Consider the following 26,681-nt stretch of genomic DNA (forward strand, 5'->3'; position numbering starts at 1 on the left):
TACTACCTACTGTATATCCATCATAATAGAAGGAGGAGCGCCGTTTGTTATCCTACGATGCTGTCCTGTTTGATGTGGACGGAACCCTGCTGGATTCCGCCCCGGGTATTCTTTTCACGCTGCGGGAGGTCTTCCACACCATGGGGACGGACATCACCGGCGTGGACCTGATGCGTTATGTAGGTCCGCCTCTGCGCAAGACCTTTGCCGAGTATTACACCGACGAAGCCGAGATTGAGCGGGCCACAGAGCTTTACCGGAGCAGCTATGCTGTCCGGGGATGTCATATGTGCAAGCCTTACCCTGGCGCAGCCGATATGCTGCGCCGCCTCAAGGCTGCGGGCCTGACCCTCTGCACAGCCACATCCAAACCCACCCAGGTTGTAACCCCGATCCTGGAAGAACAGGGGCTGGCACCTCTGCTGGACCTGATCGCCGGTGCATCCATGGACAAGAGCCGCGACACCAAAACGCAGGTGGTGCAGTATGTGCTGGACCAGCCTTTGCTCCAGGGCAAACGCGCCCTGATGGTGGGCGACCGGCACGACGATATGCGGGGTGCAGCCGCCTGTGGGCTGGACGCCGCCGCTGTGCTGTATGGTTACGGCAGCAGGGAAGAGCTGGCGCCGTTTGGCCCCAAGCTCTATGCTGAAAGCTGCCAACAACTGACCGACCTCCTGTTGGGAGAGTCGCTCTGACGGAGAAGATGGGGAAGTTATCATGAGTCGAAATTCACAGTCTATGACACCGATCCAGAAACAGGCAATTCTTGTATGTGCTGTGTGTGCGCTGGCCATTTTGATTACGGCCAGCGTCACCTATGTACTCCTTTCCACCCGGGGCGGAGATTCCGCCAGCTCGATCCCTCAGGTCGAGGAGCCGGACGATCTGGCCAACCACTATCAGGTGGACACCCAGTCCTCCGCTCTGCTGACCGAGACGGCAGACGCCGGAGAGGCCTACCTCAATGACACCCTGTTCCTGGGCGATTCCAACACCGTTCGTCTGTACAACAACGGCCTGATCACCCTTCAGCAGTTCTGTGCCAAGGAGGGCATCGGCATCCAGAGCGCCCTCTCGGAGGAGCTGGTCACCTTTAAGGGGACCGATCAGCGCTACACCATGGCCCAGGCCGTGGCGATGATGAAGCCCCGCCATGTGGTTATTACCCTGGGCACCAACGACAACGCCATGGAAGTGGAGACCTTCATCGGCTATTATTCGCAGCTGATCCAGGATATCCAGGCCAGCTATCCTTATACCGATATTATTGTCAACACCATTCCGCCAGTCCCCCAGGCCCACTCCAACTATCCCTCCATCTCGCAGCAGAAGATCGATGACTTCAACATGGCCCTGCTGACCATGTGCGAGAACCTGGGTGTCAAGTTCCTCAACAGCGCCGAGGTGCTGAAGGATCCCTCCACCGGCTTTGGTCTGGATGACTACTATATCGGCGGCGATATCCACCTCAAGAGCAGCGGCCTGAAGGCAGTTCTGAACTACCTGACCACCCATGCTTATGAGACCGAGGACCGCCGTCCCGATACCAGCAACATTCCCACCCGTACCCTGGAGTACACCAGCAATCCCAGCGATCCGGTTGCGTCCAGCTCTTCCGAGGCGACCGACGGCGAGACCTTTGAGGCCCGCTACCGCATCGACCAGACCGGCGGCACCCTGACCAGCGGCGATTCCTCTGGCCAGACCTCTCTGCTCTTCAATGTGTCTGCGGATGAGTCTGTCACCGTGACGGCTGTCCCGGCCGAGGGCTACTTCTTTGTCAACTGGAGCGATGGCGTCACCAGCCGCACCCGTACCGACAGCGGCTTCAAACAGAATCTGGATGTGACCGCTGTGTTCTCCCGCGCCTCGGTGGAAATCTCCGGGCAGGGCTCCGGCATCTTCGGGATGAACTACACCCTGAAAGCCAAGCTGAGCGGCCAGTATGCCAAGGCCGAAAACCTGCGCTGGTATGTCAACGGCGTTGAATCGGAGGATGCCGCCGGCAAGACCTCCATCACCTTCATTGTGGACCCCGTTCTGGCCAACCAGACCTACAGCGTCTATGCTGTCCTGACCTACAACGACAGCCAGGTGGTCAGCAACACCCTAAACATTTCCTTTGACAGCGGCGTGAGCTCTGGTTCTAGCTCGAGCTCCAGCTCCAGCAGCTCTTCCAGCTCGTCGAGCTCGTCCTCTAGTTCTTCTGGTTCTTCGTCCAGCTCGTCCGGGTCCTCCAGCTCGTCGTCTGAGCCCTCGGAGGAGGCTTCCGCTTCTTCGTCCACCAGCTCCAGTTCCAGCAGTTCTTCGTCGAGCAGCTCCTCTTCTTCCGGCAGTTCGTCCAGCTCCGGCAGCTCCAGCAGCAGTTCGAGCTCTACTAGCTCCAGCTCCAGTTCCAACTCTGGTTCAAGCTCCGGGTCCAGCTCGACTTCGAACTCCAGCTCCAATTCCAGCAGCAAGCCTTCTTCCAGCAGTTCCTCGTCCAGCTCCCAGGCAAGCTCGGTCAATGACGATCCCGAGGCCCCGCGGCCCGGTTCGTCCTCCAGCAGCTCCGCCTCCCGGGGCGACAGTTCGGATTCTTCCGACAGCGTGCTGGGTGAAGTGATGGACGGCCTGTTCCGGGTGGACTGATTCCACAGGCACCTCCTGGCTCCTGCCTGCATAGGCTGAGGTATATCCGGATGGCGTCCCCGCAAGGGTGTACAGCCATCCCCAAAGCCCTGTAGGAGAGGAGGAACCCCAAGGATGCAGCAGGAAGATTTTGTCGTCAGCAAGCCTGGCTTCGGCAATGTGACCGACGGCAGCGTCGATTTCTATGAGATGGAATGGGAGATTGTAGATCCCGGCCCCATCGAGGATGATGGCTGCGGCTGTGGCGGCGAGACACCCGTGGATCGCCGCTGCATTGACAACCGGCCCCAGCAGACCGACGATGCGGGCGGGTACGCGATGGTAAACGAGTGATACGACAGGGCCAGCTCTGCGTAAACGGGGCTGGCTTTGCCTTGTAAAAGACATTTGAAAGAGAGGGAAGACGTATGGCAAAATACTACTGCATTTTATTCGATGCAGACAACACCCTGCTGGACTTTGATGCGGCCGAGAGCAAGGCTCTGGCCGAAACCCTGGCCCAGTACAACATTGAGCCTTCCAACGAGAACGTACAAAAGTACCGCGAAATCAACGAGGGCCTCTGGCGTCAGCTGGAAAAAGGCCAGATTCGCCGCGACAAGCTGATGAATGAGCGTTTTACCCGCTTTTTGAAGGAGATCGGCGCAGCCGGCAACGGCGCAGAGATGAACCGCTATTATCTCAATCAGCTGTCCACCCATCCCGACCTGATGCCGGGCAGCGTTTTGGATGTGCTGCATGAGCTGGCGGAGGTGTCCACCCTGGCCATCGTCACCAACGGCTTTGACAAAGTCCAGAGCCGCCGTGTGAAGGAGTCCGGCGTGGCGGCTTTCATGGAGGAGGTCTTTGTGTCCGAGCGGTCGGACAGCGAAAAGCCCAATCGCAAGATTTTTGATACCTCCCTCAAAACCCTGGGGGTGGAGAACCGCGAGCACGTGCTGGTGGTGGGCGACAGCCTGACCAGCGATATCCAGGGCGGCATCAATGCCGGGCTGGATACCTGCTGGCTCAACCGGGCCCATGCGGAAAATCCGGGCCAGGTCAGCCCGACCTATGAGATCGACGCCCTGGAGCAGCTCTATCCCATCGTCATGGAACCGGATGAGCTGGCCCGCGTGGGGCAGAAAAACCGGCGTCATCAGGTCTGAGGTTTCTGAACACAGAACCCCGGACCCCGACGCAGAGTGTGGGGAAGAAAAACGATGTTGATGAATCTGGAACATATCGGCAAGACGTTTGGGGAGAAGATCGTGCTGGAGAACGTGACGGCCAGTGTCGAGCGGGAAGACCGCATCGGCATCGTGGGCCAGAACGGCGCCGGCAAGACCACCCTTCTCAAAATCCTGACCGGTGAATACACCGACTATAACGGCGAGTTCAGCCTGACTCACGGCGTCACCCTGGGGTATCTGGCCCAGAACGCCAAGCTGGACAACACCCTGGATGTCTACGGCGAGATGCGCTCCACCTTTGCGCCAGTGCTGGACGCCATGGCGCAGATGCAGATTGTGGAGAAAAAGATGGCCGTCAACCAGACGGACCCGGCCCTTTTGGAGCAGCACGCCGCCCTTCAGGCGGTGGTGGACGCCGCCGACGGCTACCACATGGATGTAAACATCAAGAAGGTGCTGGGCGGCATGGGATTTCCTCAGGATACCTGGGGGAAGAACGTAGGGGTCCTGTCGGGCGGCGAGCTGACCCGTCTGCGGATTGCAAAGCTGCTGCTGGAAAAGCCCGACATCTTGATCCTGGATGAGCCCACCAACCACCTGGATTTCACCACCATGGAGTGGCTGGAAAATTACCTGAAAGGCTATTCCGGCGCGGTGCTGGTGGTCAGCCATGACCGCTATTTCCTGGACAACGTCTGTACCAAGATCTGGGAAGTCTCGGGCCACAGCATGACCACCTATAAGGGCAACTTCTCGGCCTATCTGCCTCAGAAAGAGGCTGCCGATGCCCTGCGCCAGAAGCAGCACGACGCCGACGTAGCCCTGGCGGAGAAACTGCAGGACTATATCGACCGGAACCTGGTACGGGCCTCCACCACCAAAATGGCCCAGAGCCGCCGCAAACAGCTGGAGAAGCTGGAGATCACCGAAGCGCCCAAAGACGAAACCAACAAGCTGAATTTTCGCTTTGAGTACGACGTGGAGCCCTGGAACGAGCTGGTCATCCTGAAAAACCTGACCATCCGCATCGGGGACCGGGTTTTGCTGGAACCCTTTACCTATACCGTCTGCCGCGGCCAGCGTCTGGTGATTGCCGGCCCCAACGGCGCAGGCAAGTCCACCCTGATGCAGGTGCTGGACGGCCGCCGGCGTCCCTCGGGCGGCATGGTCCGTCTGGGCACCGGTGCACGGCCCAGCATCTTTGAACAGCAGCAGCACCGCGCCGGCGCAGGCCGAGTGATCGACGCCATCTGGGACAAATACCCCCAGATGACCGAGCTGGAAGTCCGCAGCCACCTGGCGCGGCTGGGCTTCCGGGGGGAGAACGTCTTTAAGGACTGCGCTTCTCTGTCGGGCGGCGAGCTGGCCCGTCTCCGCTTTGCGGAGATCGTGCTGGAGCGGCCCAATCTGCTGTTCCTGGACGAGCCCACCAACCACCTGGACATCTACACCCGTGAGAACCTGACCGAGGCCCTGATGGCCTATACCGGCACCCTGCTGCTGGTCACCCATGACCGTCACCTGATGAACAGTCTGGCCTGCCCCATCCTCTATCTGGAGGACGGCAAAGCCACCCTCTATCCCAGCTACGACGCCCTGATGGGCCGTGCCGCCCCGGCTGCGCAAGTCCAGGAAAAGGCCGACACTGTGAAAGTCGGCTACGGCAAAGAGCAGCGCCGCCGCCGTGCCGAGCTGCGGGCCAAGATCAAGGCCTGTGAAGAGGAGATGGAGAAGTGCGGCGCCCGCGAGGTGGAGCTGGACAACGAAATCAACTCGCCGGAGGTCTACAACGATCCCCAGCTGCTGCGCCAGAAGAGCGACGAGCTGGAAGATCTGCGTTTCCATCAGGAGGAGCTCTTTGCCGCCTGGGAGGCCGCCGTCGAGGAGCAGGAGCAGTATGAACGTTCGCTTGAATCAACCGAGAGCAGCGGGGACTGATGCCCCGCAGGAGGCAGCCCATGCGTAGGCAGGAGAGAAGTAAAGCCAAACAGATTGCCCTTTCGGGGATGCTCTTTGCCCTGGCCATGGCCCTTTCTTTCGCCGAGGGCACCCTCACCATCCCGGGCCTGCTGCCCGGCATGAAGCTGGGTCTGGCCAACGTGGTGGTGATGTACGCCCTGCTGTTCATGGGCCCCAAACAGGCCCTGATTCTGGATCTGCTCAAGGCGCTGTTTGTCTTTCTGGTTTCAGGTCCCACGGCGGGATTCCTCTCCCTGTGCGGCGGCCTGCTGTCGCTGCTGGTGATGTGGCTGCTGTACGATGTGCTGCCGCTGCGTCCCACCTGGTTCATCCTGTCGGTCTGCGGCGCCTTTGCTCACAATGTAGGCCAGCTGCTGGGGGCGGGAGTGATTATTTCCTCCTCCATGTCCCTCTACTATGCGCCGGTGATGCTGGTGCTGGGCTTGGCGATGGGCGCCCTGACGGCCCTGATTCTGCGGGCCCTGTTGCCGGCACTGGACAAGCTGGGCTATAATATAAGGGAACGGAAGCAAGGATAAAGAAGGCTGCGGCGGATGGAAAAACTTTGCGGCCCCGCTTCGCTGGCAAAAGCAGTGGGACCCATTGCAACCGCCGCCGCAACCCGTTATAATACAGGGACAAGGCAGCACACTGCTGCCGGACCCTGCAAAAGAACAAAAGGCTGTGCCCATTGTCAAACCGGGGCACAGCTTTGGGAGGTTCACAATGTCTGAGAAAGTAACGATCAAGGTGGAGCGGCAGACGCTTCATCTTCCTGCCATTGCCCTGCGCGGGCTGGTGGTCTTCCCAAACAACCTGGTTCACTTTGAAGTGGGCCGTGAAAAGAGCATCGCCGCCATTGAGTGGGCGATGAGCAACAATTCCAATGTATTTCTGGTCGCCCAGAAACGGATGGACACCGACGAGCCCACCCACGACGACCTGTTTACTTATGGCGTGGTGTCCGAGATCAAGCAGATTCTGCGGGTTTCGGACGACCTGGTCCGGGTTCTGGTGGAGGGCAAGTACCGCGCCAAGATGATCGACCTGGACAGCGACGGCAAGTTCCTGCTGGCAGCAGTCCAGCAGGCCCCGGTCCGCGGCGCCAAGGAGGAGAACGCTCTCCAGACCGACGCCCTGGTCCGCACCCTCAAAAGCGTCTTTGACGAGTACCTGTCCCTGAACCAGCGTCTGGCCAAGGATGTGGTGTTCGCCATCGTCTCCAACGACGACCCCGTCTTTTTGAGCGAATATGTCCCCGCCAACCTGCTGCTCCGCTATGAGGACAAGCAGGCGGTGATGGATGAAAACACCCTGACCGGCCGTCTGGAAAAACTGATCGAGCTGCTGCGCCGGGAGTGCCAGGTCATGCAGATCGAAAAAGAGATCTCGGACAAGGTCAATGAGTCCATGGACAAAAACCAGCGGGACTACTACCTCCACGAGCAGTTGAACATCATCAGCAGCGAGCTGGGGGAAGGGGATGACACCCACGCTGAGGCCGACGAGTACCGCCGCCGGATCACCGAGCTCCATCTGGAAGCCGACAGCGAGAAAAAGCTGCTGAAAGAGGTAGACCGTCTGGCCAAGATGCAGGGCAGCAACCAGGAGGCAACCGTCATTCGCACCTACCTGGACACCTGCCTGGATCTGCCCTGGAACACCTTCACCGAGGACGACCTGGACATCGTCAAGGCCCAGCAGATTCTGGACCACGACCACTATGGCCTGAAAAAGGTCAAGGACCGGATTCTGGAGCTGCTGGCCGTCCGTAAACTGGCCCCCGACGTCAAGGCTCAGATCATCTGCCTGGTGGGCCCTCCGGGCGTGGGCAAAACCAGCATCGCCCGGTCCATTGCCTCCTGCCTGAACCGCAAGTATGTCCGCCTGAGCCTGGGCGGCGTGCGGGATGAGGCGGAAATCCGCGGCCACCGCCGCACCTACATCGGCGCCATGCCGGGCAAGATCATCAGCGCCATGATCACCGCCAAGAGCCAGAATCCCCTGATCCTGCTGGACGAGATCGACAAGCTGGCCGGGGATTTCCGCGGCGATCCGGCAGCTGCCCTGCTGGAAGCTTTGGACCCCGAGCAGAACAACACCTTCAAGGATCATTTCCTGGATATTCCCTATGACCTGAGCCACGTTCTGTTCATCACCACCGCCAACGACCTGGGCAGCATTCCCGGCCCGCTGCGGGACCGTATGGACGTCATTGAGCTGCCCAGCTACACCCGCGTGGAGAAGTACAACATTGCCCGCCGCCATCTGCTGCCCAAGCAGCTGGAGCTCTGCGGCCTGACCGGCAAGGTGACACTGTCCCAGGGTGCGCTGTACGGCATCATCGACGGCTACACCCGGGAAGCAGGCGTCCGCAGCCTGGAGCGCACCATTACCAGCGTCCTGCGCAAATGCGCCCGCAAGATTGCCGCAGGGGAGACCGAGAGCGTCTCGGTGACCACCTCCATGCTGGAGGAACTTCTGGGACCCCGGATGGTCAAGCCGGAGTTCCTCAACCGGGACAACGCCGTAGGCATCGCCAACGGCCTGGCCTGGACCAGCGTGGGCGGCGAGACCCTGCCCATTGAGGTACAGGTCATTGAGGACGGCTCGGGCAAAATCACCGTCACCGGTTCTCTGGGCGACGTGATGAAGGAGAGCGCTCAGCTGGCCATCACCTACGCCCGGGTTCACGCTGCAGAGTACGGCATCGACACCGAGAAGCTCAAGAAGTGCGACCTGCACATTCACGCCCCCGAGGGCGCCATTCCCAAGGACGGGCCTTCGGCCGGCGTCACCCTGACCACGGCTCTGATTTCCTGCCTGTCCGGCCGGCCGGTGCGGGGCGATGTGGCCATGACCGGCGAGATCACCCTGCACGGCAACGTGCTGGCCATCGGCGGCCTGCGTGAAAAGAGCATGGCAGCCTACCGCGAGGGGATGAAGCTGGTGCTGATCCCCAAGGACAACGAGAGCGACCTGTACGATGTGGACGACGAGGTCAAGGAGAATATCCAGTTCATGCCGGTTTCCAACCTGAAACAGGTGCTGGACACCGCCCTGCTCAAGACCCCTCAACCCATGCCCGCACGGCGCACCCGCGCCCGCAAAACCAAAACCCCGGACGCCATCCTGCCGCCGGCGGACAAGACGCCGCAGCCGGGAGTCGTCTGCTGAACCAGACCGGATGAGGAGAGAATATGAACTACAACAAAGCGGACTTTCTGGCCAGCTATGGCATTTCGAGCCAGCTGCCTGCCAGTGACCGGCCGGAGATCAGCTTTTCGGGCCGGTCCAATGTGGGCAAATCCAGCTTGATCAACAAGCTCTGCAACCGCAAAAACCTGGCCCGCGTGTCCAGTACGCCGGGCAAAACCGCCACCATCAACTTCTATGGGGTGGATAACTGCTACTTTGTGGACCTGCCCGGGTACGGCTACGCCAAGGTCAGCAACGCCGACCGCCAGCGCTGGGACGAGCTGATCAACAGCTATTTTGATGCAGCCCGCCACCACACCCTGCTGGTCCAGCTGATCGACTGCCGCCACGACATCAGCGCCGACGATGCCCAGATGCTGCGGTATCTGCACTATCATCGGATTCCCTATGTGGTGGCCCTGACCAAGGGTGACAAGCTGAAAAAGAGCCAGATGGAGTCGACCCGCCAGGCCTTTGAAAAGGTCTGTCTGGCCTATGGCTGCCAGGCGGTGGTCCTGACCAGCGCCGAGAGCGGCAGCGGCATTCCTGAGCTGCAGGCAATTCTGGACGCCGCCGTGACCGGCGCTCTGGCGGATGGGGAGCAGACCGATGGCGTATAACGAGTTTGCCTATTTCTACGACTCCTTCAACGAGGACGCCGACTACGAAACCCTGTACCGGCACGTCCGGCAGGAGCTGGAAAACCACGGCATCTGGGACGGCATTCTGGCTGACTTGGGCTGCGGCACCGGAGAACTGACCCTCATGCTGGCCCAGGCCGGCTATGAGATGATCGCCATTGACCAGTCGGAAGAAATGCTCTGTGTGGTCCGGGACAAGGCCGACCAGCTGGAGCTCACCAATCATCTGCTGCTGCTCCAGCAGGATCTGTGCAGCCTGGATCTGTACGGCACCATCCGGGGCGCGGTGTCCACCTTTGATACCTTCAACCATCTGCCGTCGCTGGATGCTGCCATTGCCAACGCCGCCTTTTTCATGGAGAAGGGCGGGGTACTGCTGTTCGACATGAACACCCCCTACAAGCATCAAAACGTTCTGGGCAACAACACCTTCACCTTTGAAGGGGAGGAAGCCGGCTGTGTCTGGCGCAACCAGATCGAGGACGGCGGCAAGCGGGTCCGGATTTCTCTGGACATCGACGACCGCGAAAACGGTGAATCCTTCCATGAGGAATTCTGCGAGTACACCTACGAGCTGGCCGAGATCCGCGCCGCGCTGGAGCGGCACGGCTTCACTTTGGAGTCGGTCTGCGATGGGGAGACCTTCGGCCCCCTGACCGAGACCAGCGAACGGTACTTTTTCTGCGCGGTCAAAAACTACACACAGCTGGAGGGAGAAGAATGTCTGAACTGATTCGCGGCCTCTCTGAAAACGGAGGCGTTGTATTTTGCGGCATAGATTCGACGGATATTGTCTGTAAAGCAGAACAGCTTCACAAGACCAGCGCCACCTGCAGCGCCGCACTGGGTCGTCTTTTGACGGGGGCTTCTCTGATGGGCGCCATGCTCAAGGACAGCCGGGACAGCATCACCCTGCGGGTGAATGGCGGCGGCCCTGCCGGCCTGGTGATTGCCTGTACCGATGGCACCGGCAACGTCAAGGGCTGCATCGACCACCCCCTGGTGGAGCTGCCGCCCCGGGCCGACGGCCACCTGGATGTGGGCGGTGCTGTGGGCAAAGACGGCGTCCTCACCGTCATCCGGGACAACAAGCTTCAGAAAGAGCCCACGGTAGGCCAGGTGCCGCTGGTGTCGGGCGAAATCGCCGAGGATCTGACGGCGTACTATGCCTACAGCGAGCAGATTCCCACCGTCTGCGCTCTGGGTGTTCTGGTGGACCCGGACCTCACCATCCACTGTGCGGGCGGATATATGGTGCAGCTGCTGCCCGGCGCCACCGACGCCGAGATCACCCAGCTGGAGCAGAACATCGCCGCCATGCCCTCGGTGACCGAGATGCTGCGCGCCGGCGCCACCCCCAAGGACATGATGGAAAAGGCTCTGGCAGGCTTTGCACCGTCGGTGCTGGATACCCGCCAGGTGTCCTATCGCTGTGACTGCAGCGAGGAGCGCACCAAGGCCATGCTGCTCAGTCTGGGCCGCAAGGAGCTGGAAAAGCTTCGGGACGAGGACCCCCACTGCGAAGTGGTGTGTCACTTCTGCCACAGCAAGTACAACTTTGATTTGAACCAACTTTTGAAGGAGCTGCCGGAGACCTCCGAGGCCGCCCCTGAGGAAGCACAGTAAACCCCATACATAAGAAAACGGCTGACCCCGCTGCAGAGCACGGGCCGGCCGTTTTTGTGTGCGATATTATCCCTCTACAATATTGTCCAGCAGGGTATAGGTGACAGCATAGTGCAGCTGGTGCGCCTTTCGTTCTACCGTTTCCTGCTGGGCCACAATTTCAGCCCCCGACCATTCCTCTTCCAGTTCCTGCAGGCAATGCAGCCGGGCCATGGCCAACGCCAGGTCATCCGAGTAGTTCACCGATCGGGTCCGCCGTTGATAGCGGACGGTTTCCTCCACCGCTATGGGCAGCGGCAGGCCCCCCAGCTCCATCTGGACGTGACGGGTGATTTCCACATCGTTGGAGGTCGGCCCCACCAGCCCGCCGTCCAGCCCCGGAAGGGTCAGATGAAATCCCCCGCAGGACAGGCGAAGCTTGGTGTGGGTCCGGCCGGTCAGAAGGGGCACTTCCTCCGTCAGAGACTGGTCGTATTGGGCGCTCCACTCAAACCGGGCCATCACCACGCCGGCAGCCGGGGCAAAAATGGGCGTTCCGTCCCGTTCGGTGCGGCTTGTACCGATGAGCGGCTGACCCGTTTCCACCTGCTGGCCCGGCACCACCAGAGCGGTGCCGCTCTTCAGATTGACCTCGGTTACAACGCCGCCAATCCGGGCGCAGAGGGTTTGCAGCTTGCCCGAAAAGATAGCGGGCACCTGTTTGGCGGCTGCGGCCTCCACTTCCAGACGGCCGCCGAAGAAATTGAGGCTTGCCCAGGAGAATTCGCCGCTCTTTAAAAGTGCGTATTCGCCCGCGGTCAAGAGATCCTGGGTCACACGGACGCCGGGTTCCAGGCCGGTTTCCTCCCGCAGAACCAGCGCCGCCCGGGCCTGCTGCCCGGCGGTCAGGCTGCCATAGTCCACCGACCAGATCAGTCCCCGGCTCCAGAGCAGAAGCGGCACAAAAACCACCAGTCCAGCCCACAGTCCTTTCCGGCGAAACAGGGGCCTCAGACGGAAAAACAGTCCTTTCCGCCGCCGTACCTGCAAACGCACCCTGCGCCGCCGGGCCAGTGCGGCCAGTTTTTGATAGCGCCAGGCCGCGCAGTGCCCCGAAAAGCCGCCGGGCTGGGGACAGATGCGGGACAGATGTATGCCTGCCTGGGCTGCATCGTTCAACAGACCCTCGGTGTCGCCGCTGAGGGCGGTGAACACAACCCCCGCCCAGAGCTGTACAACCTCCATCCAGCCGCCTCCTTTTATTCATTGATGCTGTCGGTAAAATCCGTCCTTACAAACCGCCCCTGCAGGGTGATCCGGTGCGCCGCCAGTGAGAGAATCCGCATCTGATCTCCATAGACGGTGAAGGTGCCGCCGTACAGTTCCAGACAGAGTTTGCTCTCATCGTAGGTGCGAATCCGCCGGAAATGCTCAATTTCCATCTGGGTCCCGGTCATGTAGACGGATGGACGGCGGTACATCCCGGCGGGGGGCTGGCCAAACAGCAGCTTGAGCCAGCTCTGCGGCGTAAGCCGTCTTTTGCGTTGTTTTGACACCTTTTCCCCTCCTGTTTGCGGCCCGTGCAGTCGGCAACGCCGCACCGCTTGGGCCGGTATGGCCCGCCGCCTCTGTCCATATATATGGAAACAGGGGGGCTGCTTATGCGCTATTTGCAAAGGACGTTGTTTGTGTGCATCGCTCTGCTGACCGGCATTTTGCCTTTTTGGGCGCCCGAGGCCTGTGCCCAGGCGCTTCGGGAGGGGCTGGCCCTCTGTGGAGCGCCGCTGCTGCTTTCATTGTTTCCCTTTCTGATTGTTTCCACGCTGCTGGTCCGCAGCGGCGGGGGAGATCTGCTGGGGACATTGCTTCGCCCGGCGGCCCGGCTGGCCGGGGCAAACGCCTCCTGTGCCGGGGGCGTGCTGCTGATGGGCTTTACCGGCGGATTTGCGCCGGCTGCCAATGCGGCAGCCCAGGCTGTCCGTGCCGGCCGATTATCTCCGCAGCAGGCCGCCTGTCTGCTGCCTGCCTGTATCTGCTCCGGGCCATCCTTTGTCATTTTGACGGTGGGCCAGGGAATGCTGGGCAGCACCGGACTGGGGATTCGGCTGTTTATGGTACAGGCTCTGGCTGGGTGGATCTCGGCAGTCATCCTTTGCCGTGTGCATCCTCCTGCGGCCCAGAACTCAAATGTCATGGTTCCGGCTCCGGCTGCAATGCCGCCGCTTCGGCTGGATACCGTCATTGCCGATGCCGCCATAACCTATTGCAAGCTGTGCGGGTTCATCCTCTATTTTCGCCTGATGACCGGGGGACTGGGGGCCATCTGGCCCAAGATTGGCCTGCCCGCCGCCATGGTTTTGGAGGTCTGTTCGGGCTGCGATCTGGTTTCCCGCGCCGGACGCTGGGCCAGCTGGCTGTGCTGTGCCGCCATCAGCCTGCAGGGAACGTCGGTTCTTTTGCAGGTACGCACCATCTGCCCGGCAGAAATCTCTTTCCGCCCGCTCTTGACCGCCCGGCTGCTCCATCTGCCCTTGTCGTTGCTGCTGTTCCGGCTGAGCCTCTGGCTGCCGGGAGGAAATGTCTCCGCCGGGGCGGTTCTCCATCCCGCGCCTGTGGTCCTGCGGCGGGTTCCGCCGGACTGTGCCGTGCTGGTCTTTCTGGGCTGCTGCCTGCTGGCCTGCCAGCTCTGCCGCGCCGTTCCGGAAACATAAAAATCCCCGGAACCGCTTAATGCGATTCCGGGGACATTCTATGGAGCTACTGATCCGATTCGAACGGACGACCTGCTCATTACGAGTGAGCTGCTCTACCGGCTGAGCCACAGTAGCACGCTGCGTTGGCTGCAACGCAAGTTATTTTAGCATAAAAACCGGTCAGTGTCAAGGGATTGCACCCGCAGCGGGCCAGACCTGCATTCAGTGGGGACAGGCTCGACCTCCACATGGAAAAGCGCTTTAATGTGCGCAAATAATTTTGTACAGTTTTCACAGTTTCCACTGCAAAGTTTTGGTGATATAATAAATACAAGAACCATTTTGGGTCGAACCCGGCGGACACACAGCCTGTGCCGCGCCGGATGCATCGGGAGGAATCACATGGCTGAAAAAAGCATCGAACTGGACAGTGTAGAGATTGCCGCCGCAGTGTTTGGAAACTGCGACTGCAACATTCGTCTGCTGGAGAAGGAGTTTTCTGTCACGGCTACCTGCCGGGGCACCATGCTGCGCCTGTCGGGCGAGGATCAGAATGTGGAGGCCGCAGCCCGCGCCGTCGAGGGAATGCTGCTCCTGATCGAGAACCACACGCCATTGGAGGATCAGACCGTCCACTACTGCATGAGCCTGGCCCACGACGGCGAGGAGAAGCGGGTGCGGGAACTGACCGAAGATTTTGTGGCGGTCACCGTCAAGGGCCGGCCCATCCGTCCCAAGACGCTGGGGCAGAAGGAGTATCTGGCTGCCATCCGCAACCATCCCATCACCTTCGGCGTAGGCCCTGCCGGCACCGGCAAAACCTATCTGGCGGTGGCAATGGCGGTCAAGGCGTTCAAAGCCAAGGATGTCTCCCGGATTATCCTGACCCGTCCCGCCGTGGAAGCAGGAGAAAAGCTGGGCTTTCTGCCCGGCGACCTGCAGCAGAAGGTAGACCCGTATCTGCGGCCCCTCTACGACGGCCTGTTTGATATGCTGGGAGCCGAGACCTTTGAGCGTCTGGTGGAAAAGCAGCTGATCGAGGTGGCCCCGCTGGCCTATATGCGCGGCCGGACGCTGGATGATTCCTTCATCATTCTGGACGAAGCACAGAACACCACCCCCGAACAGATGAAAATGTTCCTGACACGCATGGGCACCGGTTCAAAAGTCGTGGTGACAGGCGATGTGACCCAGATCGACCTGCCCGACCACACGCGCAGCGGTCTGGTGGATGCGCTGCAGGTGCTCAAGAACATTTCCGGCATTGCACAGTGTTACTTCAATGAAAAAGACGTGGTGCGTCACCGCCTGGTGCAGGAGATCATCAAGGCTTATGAATCCGCCGCACATCCCGCCAAGCGGTGAGCCCTCAGCGTCTTATAAAAGAAAGGAGCGGACCTAGATGTCCAACAAAGTACTGATTACCAACGAGCAGAAAACGGTCAAAGTCCCGTCCGGCCTGCGGATTCTGATCCGTCGGGCCTGCAACGCAGTGCTCGAATACGAGCATTTTGAGGGCCCCGCTGAAATCAGCGTAACCTTTGTCGATAATGCGGCCATTGCCGAGCTGAACAACCAGTATCGCAACAAGCCGATGCCCACCGATGTGCTCAGCTTCCCTCTGGGGTCGGACGGCCAGTATGACATCAACGAGACCAACGGCTGCAAGATGCTGGGAGATATCGTCATCAGCATGGAGCGAGCCATGGAACAGGCCAACCTCTACGGCCACTCTCTCCAGCGGGAGGTGGCCTTCCTGACGGTGCACTCGATGCTTCACCTGCTGGGCTACGACCACGAGAACGGCGGCCTGGAGGCTGTGCGGATGCGGGAGCGAGAAGAAGCTGTCCTGCTCCAGCTGGGCCTGCCCCGGACGGTGAGCTACACCGAATAAGCGGCGTTCGTTTTGGGATATTTGGGATAACGGAAAGAGAGAATGACCCTTGAATCACACGGATAAAAATGCAATCGAATCGACCATCCACTACGACACTTCCTCGGTGTTTGTGGCCGTCATCGGACGGCCCAACGTGGGCAAATCCAGCCTGACCAATCTGCTGGTGGGAGAAAAGGTGGCCATTGTCACCTCCAAACCCCAGACCACCCGCACCCGGATCACCGGCGTCATCACCCGCGGGCCCCTGCAGTATGTCCTCCTGGACACCCCCGGCGTCCACAAGGCCAAAAACAAGCTGGGCAAGCGGATGGACAAGACGGCCAGCGATTCGGTGGGCGATGTGGATGTGTCCATGATGCTGTTTGAGCCCCATCCCGGCCTGAACGAGTCGGAACAGATGCTGATTGACGCGCTGCGCCGCAGCGGTCCCGCCATTGCAGTCATCAACAAGATCGACCTGGTCAAAGACCCGGCGGAGCTGGAAGCCCGCAAGGCCGAACTGGAAGCCCTGGGCGTCTTTGATGCGGTGTGCACCGTCAGCGTCCGGGACAACAAGAACTGTGAGGACCTGTTTGACCTGCTGGCCCGCTATGCGGTGGAGGGCCCCCATTACTTTGAGGACGACGCTTACACCGATATGCCTGAGAAAGAGCTGGTGGCCGAGCTGATCCGGGAAAAAGCCCTGCTGTTCATGCGGGACGAGATTCCCCACGGCCTGGCCGTGGTGGTGGAGCGCTTCAAGGAGCGGCCCGGCACCGACCTGGTGGACATTGATGTGAACATCTACTGTGAACGGGAGAGCCACAAGGGCATGGTGATCGGCAAAGGCGGCGCCATGCTCAAAAAGATCGCCAGCGCCGCCCGGGTGGACTGCGAAGAATTCCTGGGCTGCCGGGTCAACCTGCAGTGCTGGGTCAAAGTAAAGCCCGACTGGCGGGACAATGAGTTTTTGCTGAACAGCTTCGGATTCCGTCAGGACCAGAACCGGAAGTAAACGCCTGCCAGAACAGGACAGATTTCCCGGGGATAAGGGGTTAAGATGGGGTCAACACTGAAACCGAAGGCGAGGTGCTGACACATGGATGCTGAAAGCTGCTGGAAGGCGTTTGCCTCGACGGGAAAAATCGATCACTATCTGGACTACAAGCGGGCTGCGGGCGAAAAACCTGCAGAGGAAACATACAATGGACGATTTTGTCATCAAGGGCCTGGTCATGCAGGAGATCGAATACGGCGAGTCGGATCGGATTCTCAAGATTCTGACCGCTGAAAAAGGTCTGATTACCGCATTTGCCAAAAACAGCATGCGGCTGACCAGCCATCTCTTTGCGGCCTGCGGACAGCTCTGTTATTCCGAGTTTGTCCTGCGGCCCGGCCGCAACACCGAAGAAAAAATGTACACCGTGGTGGAAGCGGGCTATGAGACCGACTTCCGGGACATAGGCTACAGTTTTGAGGCCCAGGGGGTCGCCATGTATATGGTGGAGTTCACCATGGCCCTCTCCCTGGTGGAGCAGCCGGCCGAAAAAGAGCTGAAACTCCTGATGAACTGCCTGTACAAGATCTGTCAGAAAAAGACCGATCCCAAAATCGTCAAGGCCGTGTTTGAGCTGCGGATGACCAGTGAGTGCGGGTTTATGCCCCAGCTGCTGGCCTGCCGGAGCTGCGGCGCCTACGACGGCGACCGCTTTTGCCTGGACGCAGAGGATGGCTGCCTGCTCTGTGGAGACTGCGCAGCCAAGGAAAACAAAACCTGTAACCTGGATAAGGGAGCACTGTTTGCGGTGCGGTACATCTGTCTGATTGAGGACAAGAAACTGTTTGGATTTCGGATTTCCGCCAACAGCGCCCGGCTTTTGTACAATGTGGCGGAACAGTATGCTCTGGCCCACATGGATAAATCGCTGAACTCCCTGAAATTTTTGCGGTCCCTTTCGGCCTGGGACCCGGACCTACAGCCTAAAAAGGATTGAATCAATGGAGACAAGTTACTTAAAAACACTGGAATTAAATAAAATCATCGAGCGGGCCGCCGCCGGCTGTGTCTGCAAAGAGGCCAGAGCCAAAATGCTGGAACTGACCCCTCAGTGTGACCCCGACGAAGTCCGCTTTATGCTGGATCAGACCGACGCCATCAATACGCTGCTCATCAAGAACGGTTCGCCCCGCTTTGGCGGCGTGGAAGGGGTCAGCGAGCTGGCCACCCGCGCGGTCAAGGGCGGCGTGCTGTCCATGGGTGAGCTGCTGCTGGTGGCGGGCGCCCTGCGCAACTTTCAGAACCTGAGCACCTGGTACGGTTCCACCGATCACGATGCTCTGACCACCGATGACCTGTTCTACGCACTGGCACCACAGCCCGGTCTGGAACAGCAGATTTCCGATGCCATCATTGCGCCGGATACCATGGCGGACACTGCGTCCCACACGCTGAACGAACTGCGGAAAAAGATCCGCGCCACTGAAAACTCCATCCGTGACCGTCTGGACAGCCTGGTCCACAACATGGAGTCCTCCAAGTACTTACAGGAGGCCGTGGTTTCCATCCGCAACGGGCGCTATGTCGTCCCGGTCAAGAGCGAGTACCGCGGCGAAATCAGCGGCATCATCCACGACGTTTCCTCCACCGGCGCCACCGTCTTTGTGGAGCCCCAGGCCGTCGTGGAAGCCAATGCTCGCATTCTGCAGTACCGCGCCCAGGAAGCCCAGGAAATCGAGCGGATTCTGACGGCCTTTACCAGCCAGGTGGCCGCCATTGAGCCTCAGTTCCAGTACAGCTACAAAGCCATGCTGGAAATCGATATCCTGCTTGCCAAGGCGCGGATGGCCATTGAGATGAAGGCCTTCAAGCCCTCGGTCAGCTATGAGAGCTCCTTCTCGCTGATTCGGGCTCGGCACCCCCTGATCGACCCGGCCAAGTGCGTGCCAGTCAACATCGCGCTGGGGCAGGATTATGATTCTCTCATCATCACTGGCCCCAACACCGGCGGCAAGACCGTCACCCTTAAGACGGCCGGCCTGCTGTGCGCCATGGCCCAGTGCGGCTTCCTGATCCCGGCGGACGAGCGCAGCGAAGTCTGTGTGTTCCAGGAGTATCTGGTGGACATCGGTGACGAGCAGAGCATCGAGCAGAGCCTGTCCACCTTCTCGGGGCACATGACCAAAATCACCGGCATTCTGGAACTGGCCGGTCCCGGCACTCTGGTGCTTCTGGATGAGCTGGGCGCCGGCACTGACCCGGCGGAAGGCGCCGCCCTGGCTGTGGCCATCATCGAAGAACTGCGCCGCCGGGGTGTCCTGCTGATGGCTACCACCCACTATGCGGAGCTGAAAGTCTTTGCACTGGAAACGCCCGGCGTGGTCAATGCCAGCTGTGAGTTTGACCTGGAAACGCTGCGGCCCACCTATAAGCTGAGCGTCGGCGTGCCCGGCAAATCCAATGCGTTCCTCATCAGCGAAAAACTGGGCATTCCGGAGCGGGTCATCGAGGCCGCCCAGCAGCATCTGTCGGCGGACGACAAGCGTCTGGATGCAGTGCTGGGCCAGCTGGATGATCTGAAACTCCAGCTGAAAGCCAGCCAGGACGAGGTGGAGAGCCTCCGCCATGAGGCGGCCCATCAGCTGGAAGCCGCCCAGAAAAAGAAAGAGGAACTGATCCGTCAGGGCGAAAACGAGCTGGAAGCCGCCCGTGCCAAGGCCCGCGCCCTGGCGCAGCAGGTGGAAAACGAGGCCTACCGCCTCACCGATGAGCTGCGCCAGCTCCAGAAAGACGAGAAGATGAGCGCCCAGCAGCGTGCCCAGCGCGCCCGGGAGATCGCCAAAAAAGAGTCCGCCAAGCTGTTTTCCAATTCGGATGTGGTGCACAACCCGGTGCGGGAGTTTGTCCCCCTCAAGGAAGTGCGGGTAGGGCAGGAAGTCTGCATCGCCGAACTGGGCCAGCTAGCCACTGTTCTGGCTCTGCCGGATCGAAACGGAGACGTTCTGGTCCGGGCCGGCATCGTCAAAACCAAAGTGCCCCTCAAGGGGCTCAAGCAGCCGGATAAGATGGAGAAGGCCCCCGCCGCACCCAAGACAAAGGCCCAGCAGCGCTATACCCGCCAGACTGGCGACGGCAGCCGCGCTGCAGGTGGTCATGTGGAACGGGTCCGTCGGGACGCCAAGATGGAGTGCAACCTGCTTGGTCTGACTGTGGACGAAGCCATCCAGGAGGCGGATTCTTTCATCGACCGCGCCATCTTGAACGGTCAGTCCACGGTCTATCTGATCCACGGCAACGGCACCGGCGCACTGCGCAACGCCATTCAAAAGCATCTGCGCGGACACCGGATGGTCAAGAGCTTCCGCCTGGGCCGCTATGGCGAAGGTGAAAGCGGCGTGACGGTGGTCGAGCTGAAATAAACACCAAACCGGACCTGTAAAAAGAAGGGAACAGCCGCCCGGCTGCAATGTGCGGGCGGTTTGTTTCGTTTTATTGGATGAAGTAAAAAGCGGAAGGTACAAAAACAGATGCAAAAGCGGCGAAAAGGCACAAAATCCAGACATGGGAAAAAGGGAGCGATGCGCTGGCAGTTGGCTGCCGCGGCCCTTGTTCTTGTCCTGCTTCTCGGCAAAGCCTGCCAGGCAGGTCTGGAATGGATGAATGCCCAAAACGCCATTCGGGAAGCCAGCGCTACGGAAGAACCGGGGGAGGACTTTCGCCCGGACGTAGGGGAACCGCCTTACACGGTAGCTGTGGATGCCGGTCATGGCGGGGATGACCCCGGCGCCACCGGTCTGATCGTGGAAAAGGATATGACGGCCGCTACCGCTGAAGCCCTGATGGCCTGGCTGCAGGCTGACGCCAACTACATACCGGTGACCACCCGGGACAGTTACGATGTCACCGCCACCCCCATGGAGCGGGCCGAGCGCTCCAACCGTCAGCATCCGGATTTGCTTTTGTCCATTCATGGCAACTCTGCCGCCACCGAAGCCAGCGGGTTTGAGTGTTATCCCATTACGCCGGGCCGGACCTGGCATCGGGAGAGTGTGTATTTCGCCCGGGAGCTGGCCGCAGGTATGGAAAACGCCGGGAGCTCTCTGCGGGGACAACGCGGCATCCGCTACATCTACTACGAAAACGGCGTCAAGGTCCTGGCAGAAGCCAACGACCTCCGGGTCCGGGAAGAGGAGACTTTCACCCTTTTGGAGGAATCCAACTGCCCGGCGGTATTGGCAGAGCAGTGCTTCATCACCAGCGCCGAGGACGTGGATCTCTTTGGAGATGAGGACGGCTGCCAGCGGACAGCCCGTGTCTATTACGAAGCCATCTGCGCTTACTTTGGCACCCAGCCGCTGACTTCTCTGGGAGAGTAAATAAAAACTTTCGGGCCGCTCGGGTCAAAACGTAAAGAACGTTTTGCCGGGCGGTCTTTTTCTTTTCAGCGCGTCCGTATGATCCCCGGCGGCGCAGTGTTTTGATCCACCGAAAAAGCCGTTACGAATATTCGCCATTTTTTGAATTGGGTGTATAAAAAGTGAAAGGATTTGTATTCCATACCTTGACAAGTAAAAAAAACATGGTACAATGATGGCAAAGCGTGTACCGATGTACACACAAATAGATTAGGCCGGGCGCTCTTTTTGGGCTGCCTAAAGCTCATCGGACAGGGCTGGCCGCTGCCGCGTGTGGCGTAAAGCGCCACAACATTATTGAACGGGTGGGTCACCCGGAAATTTTATAAGTTGGTCACTTTTTATAACCTCGTGCGGACGCACACCACTTGTGAAACGTCAATAAGAGCAGCAGAACCGCCCCTCGATCTATTTGCTGAAGTTCTCTTCCAAAAGGCATGGCCGGACATTGCAGAATGTCGTCTCCTCTGTGTGATGAGGAGTCAGGCCGCCTCGACTGTATCTCACAGGCAGTGTGCCCGAAAGGGTGCGCTGCCTTTTTTGTTGCAGTCAGAAATGTCTTTCCGCCGGAGCATGGTTCCGTTTCAGACCATGCACAGGAGAATCCGGCGGCCCGTCCGGGATGGGAGCAGACTTCCGCTTGACTCAAAACCTGAAAAAGAGAGGGATGTTATTTGAACCGGGATCGTCAAAAAAGAGCGCCCATCTATGAGGCGCTGGAAAAGTTCCGCCGGCAGCGGGTCGTCCCGTTCGATGTGCCGGGCCATAAGCGCGGCCGCGGAAACCCCGAGCTGGTCGAACTGCTGGGGGAACGATGTGTCGGCATCGATGTCAACTCCATGAAACCTCTGGATAACCTGTGTCATCCGGTTTCAGTCATCAAGGAGGCAGAGGAACTGGCCGCCGACGCATTCGGCGCGGCCCACGCCTTCCTGATGGTGGGCGGTACCACCAGCAGTGTCCAGAGCATGGTCCTGACAGCCTGCAAGCCGGGGGACAAGATCATACTGCCCCGCAATGTCCACAAGAGCGCCATCAACGCCCTGGTTCTGTGCGGCGCGGTGCCCGTCTATATTGATCCCAAGGTGGATACCGATCTGGGCATCCCTCTGGGTATGGAAGTGGAAGATGTGCGGGCCGCCATTGAGGCCAACCCCGATGCCGTGGCCATTTTTGTCAATAACCCCACCTATTACGGCATCTGCTCCGACCTGCGCAGTCTGGTGGATCTGGCTCACGCCCACAATATGCTGGCTCTGGTGGATGAAGCCCACGGCACCCATCTGTATTTCAATCCCAGTCTGCCTCTCAGCGGCATGGCAGCCGGGGCCGATATGGCCGCCGTTTCCATGCACAAGTCGGGCGGCAGTCTGACCCAGAGTTCGCTCCTGCTCTGCGGGCCCGGGGTCAATGCGGGATATGTGAGCAATATCATCAACCTGACCCAGACCACCAGTGCATCCTATCTGCTGATGTCCAGTCTGGATATCAGCCGGCGCAATCTGGCCATGCGGGGCAGAGAGAGCTTCGCCCGCGTGATTGATATGGCCGAGTACGCCCGGCGGGAAATCAACGCCATCGGCGATTACTATGCTTTCGGCTCCGAGATGATCAACGGCGGCAGCATTTACGACTTTGACGTCACCAAGCTGGCTGTCAATACCCGCGGCATTGGTCTGACCGGCATTGAGGTTTATGACCTGCTCCGGGACGAGTATGACATCCAGATTGAGTTTGGCGACCTGTCCAACATTCTGGCCTATATCTCCATCGGCGACCGCATTCAGGATATTGAGCGTCTGGTGGGTGCTCTGGCGGATATCCGCCGCCTCTACTCCAAGCCCCGCAGCGATCTTTTCACGGCGGAGTACATCACGCCGCAGGTAAAGGCTACTCCCCAGCAGGCGTTCTATTCGCCCAAGGAGAGTTTGCCTTTGCGGGAAACCGCCGGCCGGATCTGCACAGAGTTTGTCATGTGCTATCCTCCGGGAATTCCCATCCTGGCTCCCGGCGAAGTGATTACCCCGGAAATCATCGATTACATCGAGTTCGCAAAGGCCAAGGGCTGCTCCATGCAGGGCCCGGCCAGCGAGGATATCTCGGAACTGAACGTTTTGGTATAACGGATTGAAAAGAAGGAGGGAGTCTCTTGCAGGAAATGGATTACTGGTTTGGCGAACTGCATACCGCCAACGTCAAAACTTCCATTCGGGTGGACCGGCAGCTCTACAGCGGAACAAGCGACTTTCAGCGGATCGATGTCTTTGACTCGCCGGAGTTCGGACGGTTCCTGACTTCGGACGGCAGCGTGATCTTCTCGGAGAAAGACGAGTTCACCTACGACGAGATGATCGTCCACGTTCCTATGGCCGTTCACCCCGATGTCAAGCGGGTTCTGGTCATCGGCGGCGGAGACGGCGGCGTAGCCCGTGAGCTGTCGTATTACCAGGAGATCGAAGTCATCGATGTGGTGGAACCGGACAAAATGTTCGTGGATGTCTGCCGCAAATATTTCCCCGACAATGCCTGCGGTCTGGATGATATCCGCGTCCGCGTCTATTACGAGGACGGCCTGCGGTTTCTGCGGGGCAAAGAGGATGAATACGACCTGATCATCAACGACTGTACCGATCCTCTGGGCCATGCAGCCGGCCTGTTCACCAAGGAATTCTATGGCAGCTGCTACAAGGCCCTCCACGAGGACGGCATCATGGTGTATCAGCATGGCAGCCCCTTCTTTGATGAAGATGAGGAGACCTGCCGCGCCATGCACAAACGGGCTTACCGCTCGTTCCCCATCAGCCGGGTGTATCAGGCACACATCCCGACCTGCCCGGCGGGGTACTGGCTGTTTGGCTTTGCCAGCAAAAAGTATCACCCCATCAAGGACTTTGACCCCAAGCGCTGGAACAAGCGGGGGATCAAGACCTGGTATTATACCACCCACCTCCATCGTGGAGCCTTCATGCTTCCGCGCTATGTGGAGGACCTTCTGAAAGAAGAAGAAGACTGAAAACAGACGAAATCAAGAAACGGATTGTATTTGAAAGGAGCTATTTCCATGAGCAAACTGCTTGTCATTGGCTGCGGCGGCGTCGCCTCGGTTGCGATCCAGAAGTGCTGCCAGAACCACGAGACTTTCACTGAGCTGTGCATTGCCAGCCGCACCGTCTCCAAGTGTGACGCCCTGAAGGCCAAGCTGGAGGCCGCCGGCACCCCCGTCAAGATCACCACCATGACCGTCAACGCCGACGATGTGGAGGACGTCAAGCGGGTGATTGAGGCTTACAAGCCTGAGCTGGTTCTGAACGTGGCTCTGCCTTACCAGGATCTGACCATCATGGACGCCTGCCTGGCCTGCGGCGTTCACTATGTGGATACCGCCAACTACGAGCCGGAAAACACCGACGATCCCGCCTGGCGCGCCATCTACGAGAAGCGCTGCAAGGAAGAGGGCTTCACCGCATACTTCGACTACAGCTGGCAGTGGGCTTACGCCAAGAAGTTTGAGGAGGCTGGCCTGACCGCCATCCTGGGCTCCGGTTTCGACCCGGGTGTCACCAGCGTCTTCACTGCCTATGCTCTGAAGCACTACTTCGATGAGATTCACACCATCGACATCCTGGACTGCAACGGCGGCGACCACGGCTATCCCTTCGCCACCAACTTCAACCCCGAGATCAATCTGCGTGAAGTTTCGGCCAACGGCAGCTACTGGGAGAACGGCCACTGGGTGGAGACCAAGCCCATGGAGATCAAGCGGGAATACGACTTCCCCCAGGTGGGCAAAAAGGATATGTATCTGCTCCACCACGAGGAGATCGAGAGCCTGGCCAAGAACGTCCCCTGCGTCAAGCGGATTCGCTTCTTCATGACCTTCGGCCAGAGCTATCTGACCCACATGAAGTGTCTGGAGAACGTGGGCATGCTCTCCACCAGCCCCATCCAGTTTGAGGGCCGCGAGATTGTGCCCATCCAGTTCCTGAAGGCTCTGTTGCCTGATCCCGCATCCCTGGGCCCCCGCACCGTCGGCAAGACCAACATCGGCTGCATCTACACCGGCGTCAAGGACGGCAAGGAGCGCACCATCTATATCTACAACGTCTGCGATCACCAGGAGTGCTACAAGGAGCTGGGCAGCCAGGCCATCAGCTACACCACCGGTGTTCCGGCCATGATCGGCACTGCTCTGGTAGCCAATGGCCAGTGGCGTCAGCCCGGTGTCCACAACCTGGAGGAGATGGACCCCGATCCCTTTATGGAGATGCTGAACCAGTACGGCCTGCCCTGGGTTGTGGATGAGCATCCTGTGACGGTGGAATGATGGAGCATTTGAAACGGCATGAACCCGGGCTGCAGACACCGGTCTATGTGGTGGACGAGACAGCTCTGGTTCACAACCTGGAAATTCTGCAGGGGGTACAGCAGCGTACAGGCTGCCATATTCTGCTGGCCCAGAAAGCTTTCTCCATGTTCCGGGTTTATCCGCTGATTGGGCAGTATCTGGCAGGCGCCACCGCCAGCGGCCTCTTCGAGGCCCGGCTGGCCCACGAGGAAATGCCCGGCAGGGAAAACCATGTTTTCTGCCCGGCCTATACCCCGGAAGAAATGGAAGAGATTGTACAGATCTGCGACCATATCAGCTTTAATTCGCTCGCTCAGCTGGAGGCACACCGTCCGGTCTGGGAAAAGGCGGGTGTCAGCGTCGGCCTGCGGGTCAACCCGGAGCACTCCACCCAGGAAGGCCACGCCATCTACGATCCCTGTGCACCGGGCAGCCGGCTGGGCATCCGCCGGCAGAATCTGCCGGACCAGCTGCCAAAAGGGGTGGAGGGACTGCATTTCCACACCCTGTGTGAGCAGGACGCTGCCCCTCTGGTGGAGACCTTTGCCGCCTTTGAGGAAAAGTTCGGGCAGTATCTGCCGGGGCTGAAGTGGATCAATCTGGGCGGCGGGCACCACATCACACGCCCGGGCTATGACATTGCCGCCCTGGAACAGCTGATCCTTTCCATCCGGGAAAAGTACGTTCTGGAAGTTTATCTGGAACCGGGGGAGGCCATCGCCCTTTCGGCCGGCACCCTGATTACCACCGTGCTGGACATTGTACAGGCCACCGATATGCCTGTCCTGATTCTGGACACCTCGGCGGCTTGTCACATGCCCGACGTGCTGGAAATGCCCTATCGTCCGCCCCTGTACGACAGCGGACTGCCGGGCGAAAAGGCATGTACCTGCCGTCTGGCATCCCGGACCTGCCTGGCCGGAGATGTCATCGGCGAATACAGCTTTGATTCCTGCCCCCAGATTGGGGACAGGCTGGTTTTTGGCGATATGGCGATTTATTCCATGGTGAAAAACAACACTTTCAATGGAATGCCGCTGCCGGATATTGCGCTGCGCCATCTGGATGGCAGCTGCGAGGTAGTGCGCCATTTCGGCTATCAGGATTTCAAAACGCGTCTGTCCTGACGCGGTCCAAAGGAGTTTT

The 26,681-nt window shown here is 59.5% G+C and carries 23 protein-coding genes and 1 tRNA gene; 21 read left to right on the forward strand and 3 right to left on the reverse strand.

What is annotated here, in order from left to right; genetic code table 11:
• Positions 1 to 44: 44 nt before the first annotated feature.
• The 10 genes from B5E67_RS01035 to hslO all read left to right on the forward strand — a co-directional run bounded on the left by B5E67_RS01035 (position 45) and on the right by hslO (position 11,230).
• The gene (locus B5E67_RS01035; RefSeq protein WP_087245650.1) at positions 45 to 698 is read left to right on the forward strand and encodes an HAD hydrolase-like protein; all 654 of its coding nucleotides are present in this window, start codon (positions 45 to 47) and stop codon (positions 696 to 698) included.
• A gap of 22 nt (positions 699 to 720) precedes the next feature.
• Positions 721 to 2,634, forward strand: coding sequence for an SGNH/GDSL hydrolase family protein (locus B5E67_RS01040; protein WP_242956695.1), 1,914 nt, complete (start codon positions 721 to 723; stop codon positions 2,632 to 2,634).
• A 114-nt stretch (positions 2,635 to 2,748) separates the two neighbouring features.
• Positions 2,749 to 2,967: a hypothetical protein gene (locus tag B5E67_RS01045; protein ID WP_087245654.1), complete on the forward strand. Its 219-nt coding sequence runs from the start codon at positions 2,749 to 2,751 to the stop codon at positions 2,965 to 2,967.
• Between the two features lie 74 nt (positions 2,968 to 3,041).
• A complete protein-coding gene (locus tag B5E67_RS01050) occupies positions 3,042 to 3,782 on the forward strand; it encodes a YjjG family noncanonical pyrimidine nucleotidase (protein ID WP_087381921.1) in 741 nt (246 codons plus the stop codon).
• 54 nt (positions 3,783 to 3,836) lie between these two features.
• Entirely contained in the window at positions 3,837 to 5,744 is a 1,908-nt protein-coding gene (locus B5E67_RS01055; protein ID WP_087245658.1) for an ABC-F family ATP-binding cassette domain-containing protein, read from the forward strand.
• Positions 5,745 to 5,764: 20 nt separating this feature from the next.
• Positions 5,765 to 6,304, forward strand: coding sequence for a Gx transporter family protein (locus tag B5E67_RS01060; RefSeq protein WP_087245660.1), 540 nt, complete (start codon positions 5,765 to 5,767; stop codon positions 6,302 to 6,304).
• Positions 6,305 to 6,491: 187 nt separating this feature from the next.
• Complete coding sequence (lon, locus tag B5E67_RS01065; RefSeq protein ID WP_087381924.1) at positions 6,492 to 8,942, forward strand: endopeptidase La; 2,451 nt, start codon at positions 6,492 to 6,494, stop codon at positions 8,940 to 8,942.
• Between the two features lie 23 nt (positions 8,943 to 8,965).
• Positions 8,966 to 9,583: a ribosome biogenesis GTP-binding protein YihA/YsxC gene (yihA, locus tag B5E67_RS01070; protein WP_087364483.1), complete on the forward strand. Its 618-nt coding sequence runs from the start codon at positions 8,966 to 8,968 to the stop codon at positions 9,581 to 9,583.
• Complete coding sequence (locus B5E67_RS01075) at positions 9,573 to 10,337, forward strand: class I SAM-dependent methyltransferase (protein ID WP_087381927.1); 765 nt, start codon at positions 9,573 to 9,575, stop codon at positions 10,335 to 10,337. Before yihA ends, B5E67_RS01075 begins: the two co-directional genes overlap by 11 nt.
• The gene (gene hslO, locus B5E67_RS01080; RefSeq protein WP_087364478.1) at positions 10,325 to 11,230 is read left to right on the forward strand and encodes an Hsp33 family molecular chaperone HslO; all 906 of its coding nucleotides are present in this window, start codon (positions 10,325 to 10,327) and stop codon (positions 11,228 to 11,230) included. The genes B5E67_RS01075 and hslO overlap by 13 nt, the downstream gene beginning before the upstream one ends.
• Before the next feature lie 66 nt (positions 11,231 to 11,296).
• Here hslO and B5E67_RS01085 read toward each other — a convergent pair whose 3' ends face one another.
• Both B5E67_RS01085 and B5E67_RS01090 read right to left on the reverse strand, forming a co-directional pair.
• Complete coding sequence (locus tag B5E67_RS01085) at positions 11,297 to 12,454, reverse strand: sporulation protein YqfD (RefSeq protein WP_087381930.1); 1,158 nt, start codon at positions 12,452 to 12,454, stop codon at positions 11,297 to 11,299.
• 14 nt (positions 12,455 to 12,468) lie between these two features.
• A complete protein-coding gene (locus B5E67_RS01090) occupies positions 12,469 to 12,765 on the reverse strand; it encodes a YabP/YqfC family sporulation protein (RefSeq protein ID WP_242956696.1) in 297 nt (98 codons plus the stop codon).
• 105 nt (positions 12,766 to 12,870) lie between these two features.
• On the opposite strand from B5E67_RS01090, the gene B5E67_RS01095 reads away from it, so the two are divergent.
• On the forward strand, positions 12,871 to 13,920 hold the full coding sequence (locus B5E67_RS01095; RefSeq protein WP_087381933.1) for a hypothetical protein: 1,050 nt from the start codon (positions 12,871 to 12,873) through the stop codon (positions 13,918 to 13,920).
• Positions 13,921 to 13,961: 41 nt separating this feature from the next.
• On the opposite strand, the gene B5E67_RS01100 is transcribed toward B5E67_RS01095, so the two are convergent.
• Positions 13,962 to 14,037: transfer RNA gene (locus B5E67_RS01100), tRNA-Thr, on the reverse strand.
• Positions 14,038 to 14,304: 267 nt separating this feature from the next.
• Between B5E67_RS01100 and B5E67_RS01105 the strand changes: the two genes are divergently transcribed.
• The 10 genes from B5E67_RS01105 (at position 14,305) to nspC (ending at position 26,662) form a co-directional block, all read left to right on the forward strand.
• Complete coding sequence (locus B5E67_RS01105) at positions 14,305 to 15,267, forward strand: PhoH family protein (RefSeq protein ID WP_087381936.1); 963 nt, start codon at positions 14,305 to 14,307, stop codon at positions 15,265 to 15,267.
• 37 nt (positions 15,268 to 15,304) lie between these two features.
• Positions 15,305 to 15,796 carry an rRNA maturation RNase YbeY gene (ybeY, locus tag B5E67_RS01110; protein WP_087245676.1) on the forward strand — a complete coding sequence of 164 codons (492 nt, stop codon included), beginning with the start codon at positions 15,305 to 15,307 and terminating at the stop codon, positions 15,794 to 15,796.
• Between the two features lie 112 nt (positions 15,797 to 15,908).
• On the forward strand, positions 15,909 to 16,793 hold the full coding sequence (gene era, locus B5E67_RS01115; RefSeq protein WP_087364525.1) for a GTPase Era: 885 nt from the start codon (positions 15,909 to 15,911) through the stop codon (positions 16,791 to 16,793).
• A 190-nt stretch (positions 16,794 to 16,983) separates the two neighbouring features.
• On the forward strand, positions 16,984 to 17,772 hold the full coding sequence (gene recO / locus B5E67_RS01120) for a DNA repair protein RecO (protein WP_087245678.1): 789 nt from the start codon (positions 16,984 to 16,986) through the stop codon (positions 17,770 to 17,772).
• A gap of 4 nt (positions 17,773 to 17,776) precedes the next feature.
• Positions 17,777 to 20,194, forward strand: coding sequence for an endonuclease MutS2 (locus tag B5E67_RS01125; RefSeq protein ID WP_087381939.1), 2,418 nt, complete (start codon positions 17,777 to 17,779; stop codon positions 20,192 to 20,194).
• 159 nt (positions 20,195 to 20,353) lie between these two features.
• Positions 20,354 to 21,151: an N-acetylmuramoyl-L-alanine amidase gene (locus B5E67_RS01130; RefSeq protein ID WP_242956698.1), complete on the forward strand. Its 798-nt coding sequence runs from the start codon at positions 20,354 to 20,356 to the stop codon at positions 21,149 to 21,151.
• A gap of 713 nt (positions 21,152 to 21,864) precedes the next feature.
• Positions 21,865 to 23,313: an aminotransferase class I/II-fold pyridoxal phosphate-dependent enzyme gene (locus tag B5E67_RS01135; RefSeq protein ID WP_087381942.1), complete on the forward strand. Its 1,449-nt coding sequence runs from the start codon at positions 21,865 to 21,867 to the stop codon at positions 23,311 to 23,313.
• A 35-nt stretch (positions 23,314 to 23,348) separates the two neighbouring features.
• On the forward strand, positions 23,349 to 24,203 hold the full coding sequence (gene speE / locus B5E67_RS01140; RefSeq protein ID WP_087245903.1) for a polyamine aminopropyltransferase: 855 nt from the start codon (positions 23,349 to 23,351) through the stop codon (positions 24,201 to 24,203).
• Between the two features lie 48 nt (positions 24,204 to 24,251).
• Complete coding sequence (locus B5E67_RS01145; protein WP_087381945.1) at positions 24,252 to 25,514, forward strand: saccharopine dehydrogenase family protein; 1,263 nt, start codon at positions 24,252 to 24,254, stop codon at positions 25,512 to 25,514.
• Entirely contained in the window at positions 25,514 to 26,662 is a 1,149-nt protein-coding gene (nspC, locus tag B5E67_RS01150; RefSeq protein ID WP_204246512.1) for a carboxynorspermidine decarboxylase, read from the forward strand. Before B5E67_RS01145 ends, nspC begins: the two co-directional genes overlap by 1 nt.
• The last annotated feature ends 19 nt before the right edge of the window (positions 26,663 to 26,681 follow it).

The sequence above is a fragment of the Faecalibacterium sp. An122 genome, from assembly GCF_002160895.1.
In the GTDB taxonomy this organism is placed as follows: domain Bacteria; phylum Bacillota; class Clostridia; order Oscillospirales; family Ruminococcaceae; genus Faecalibacterium.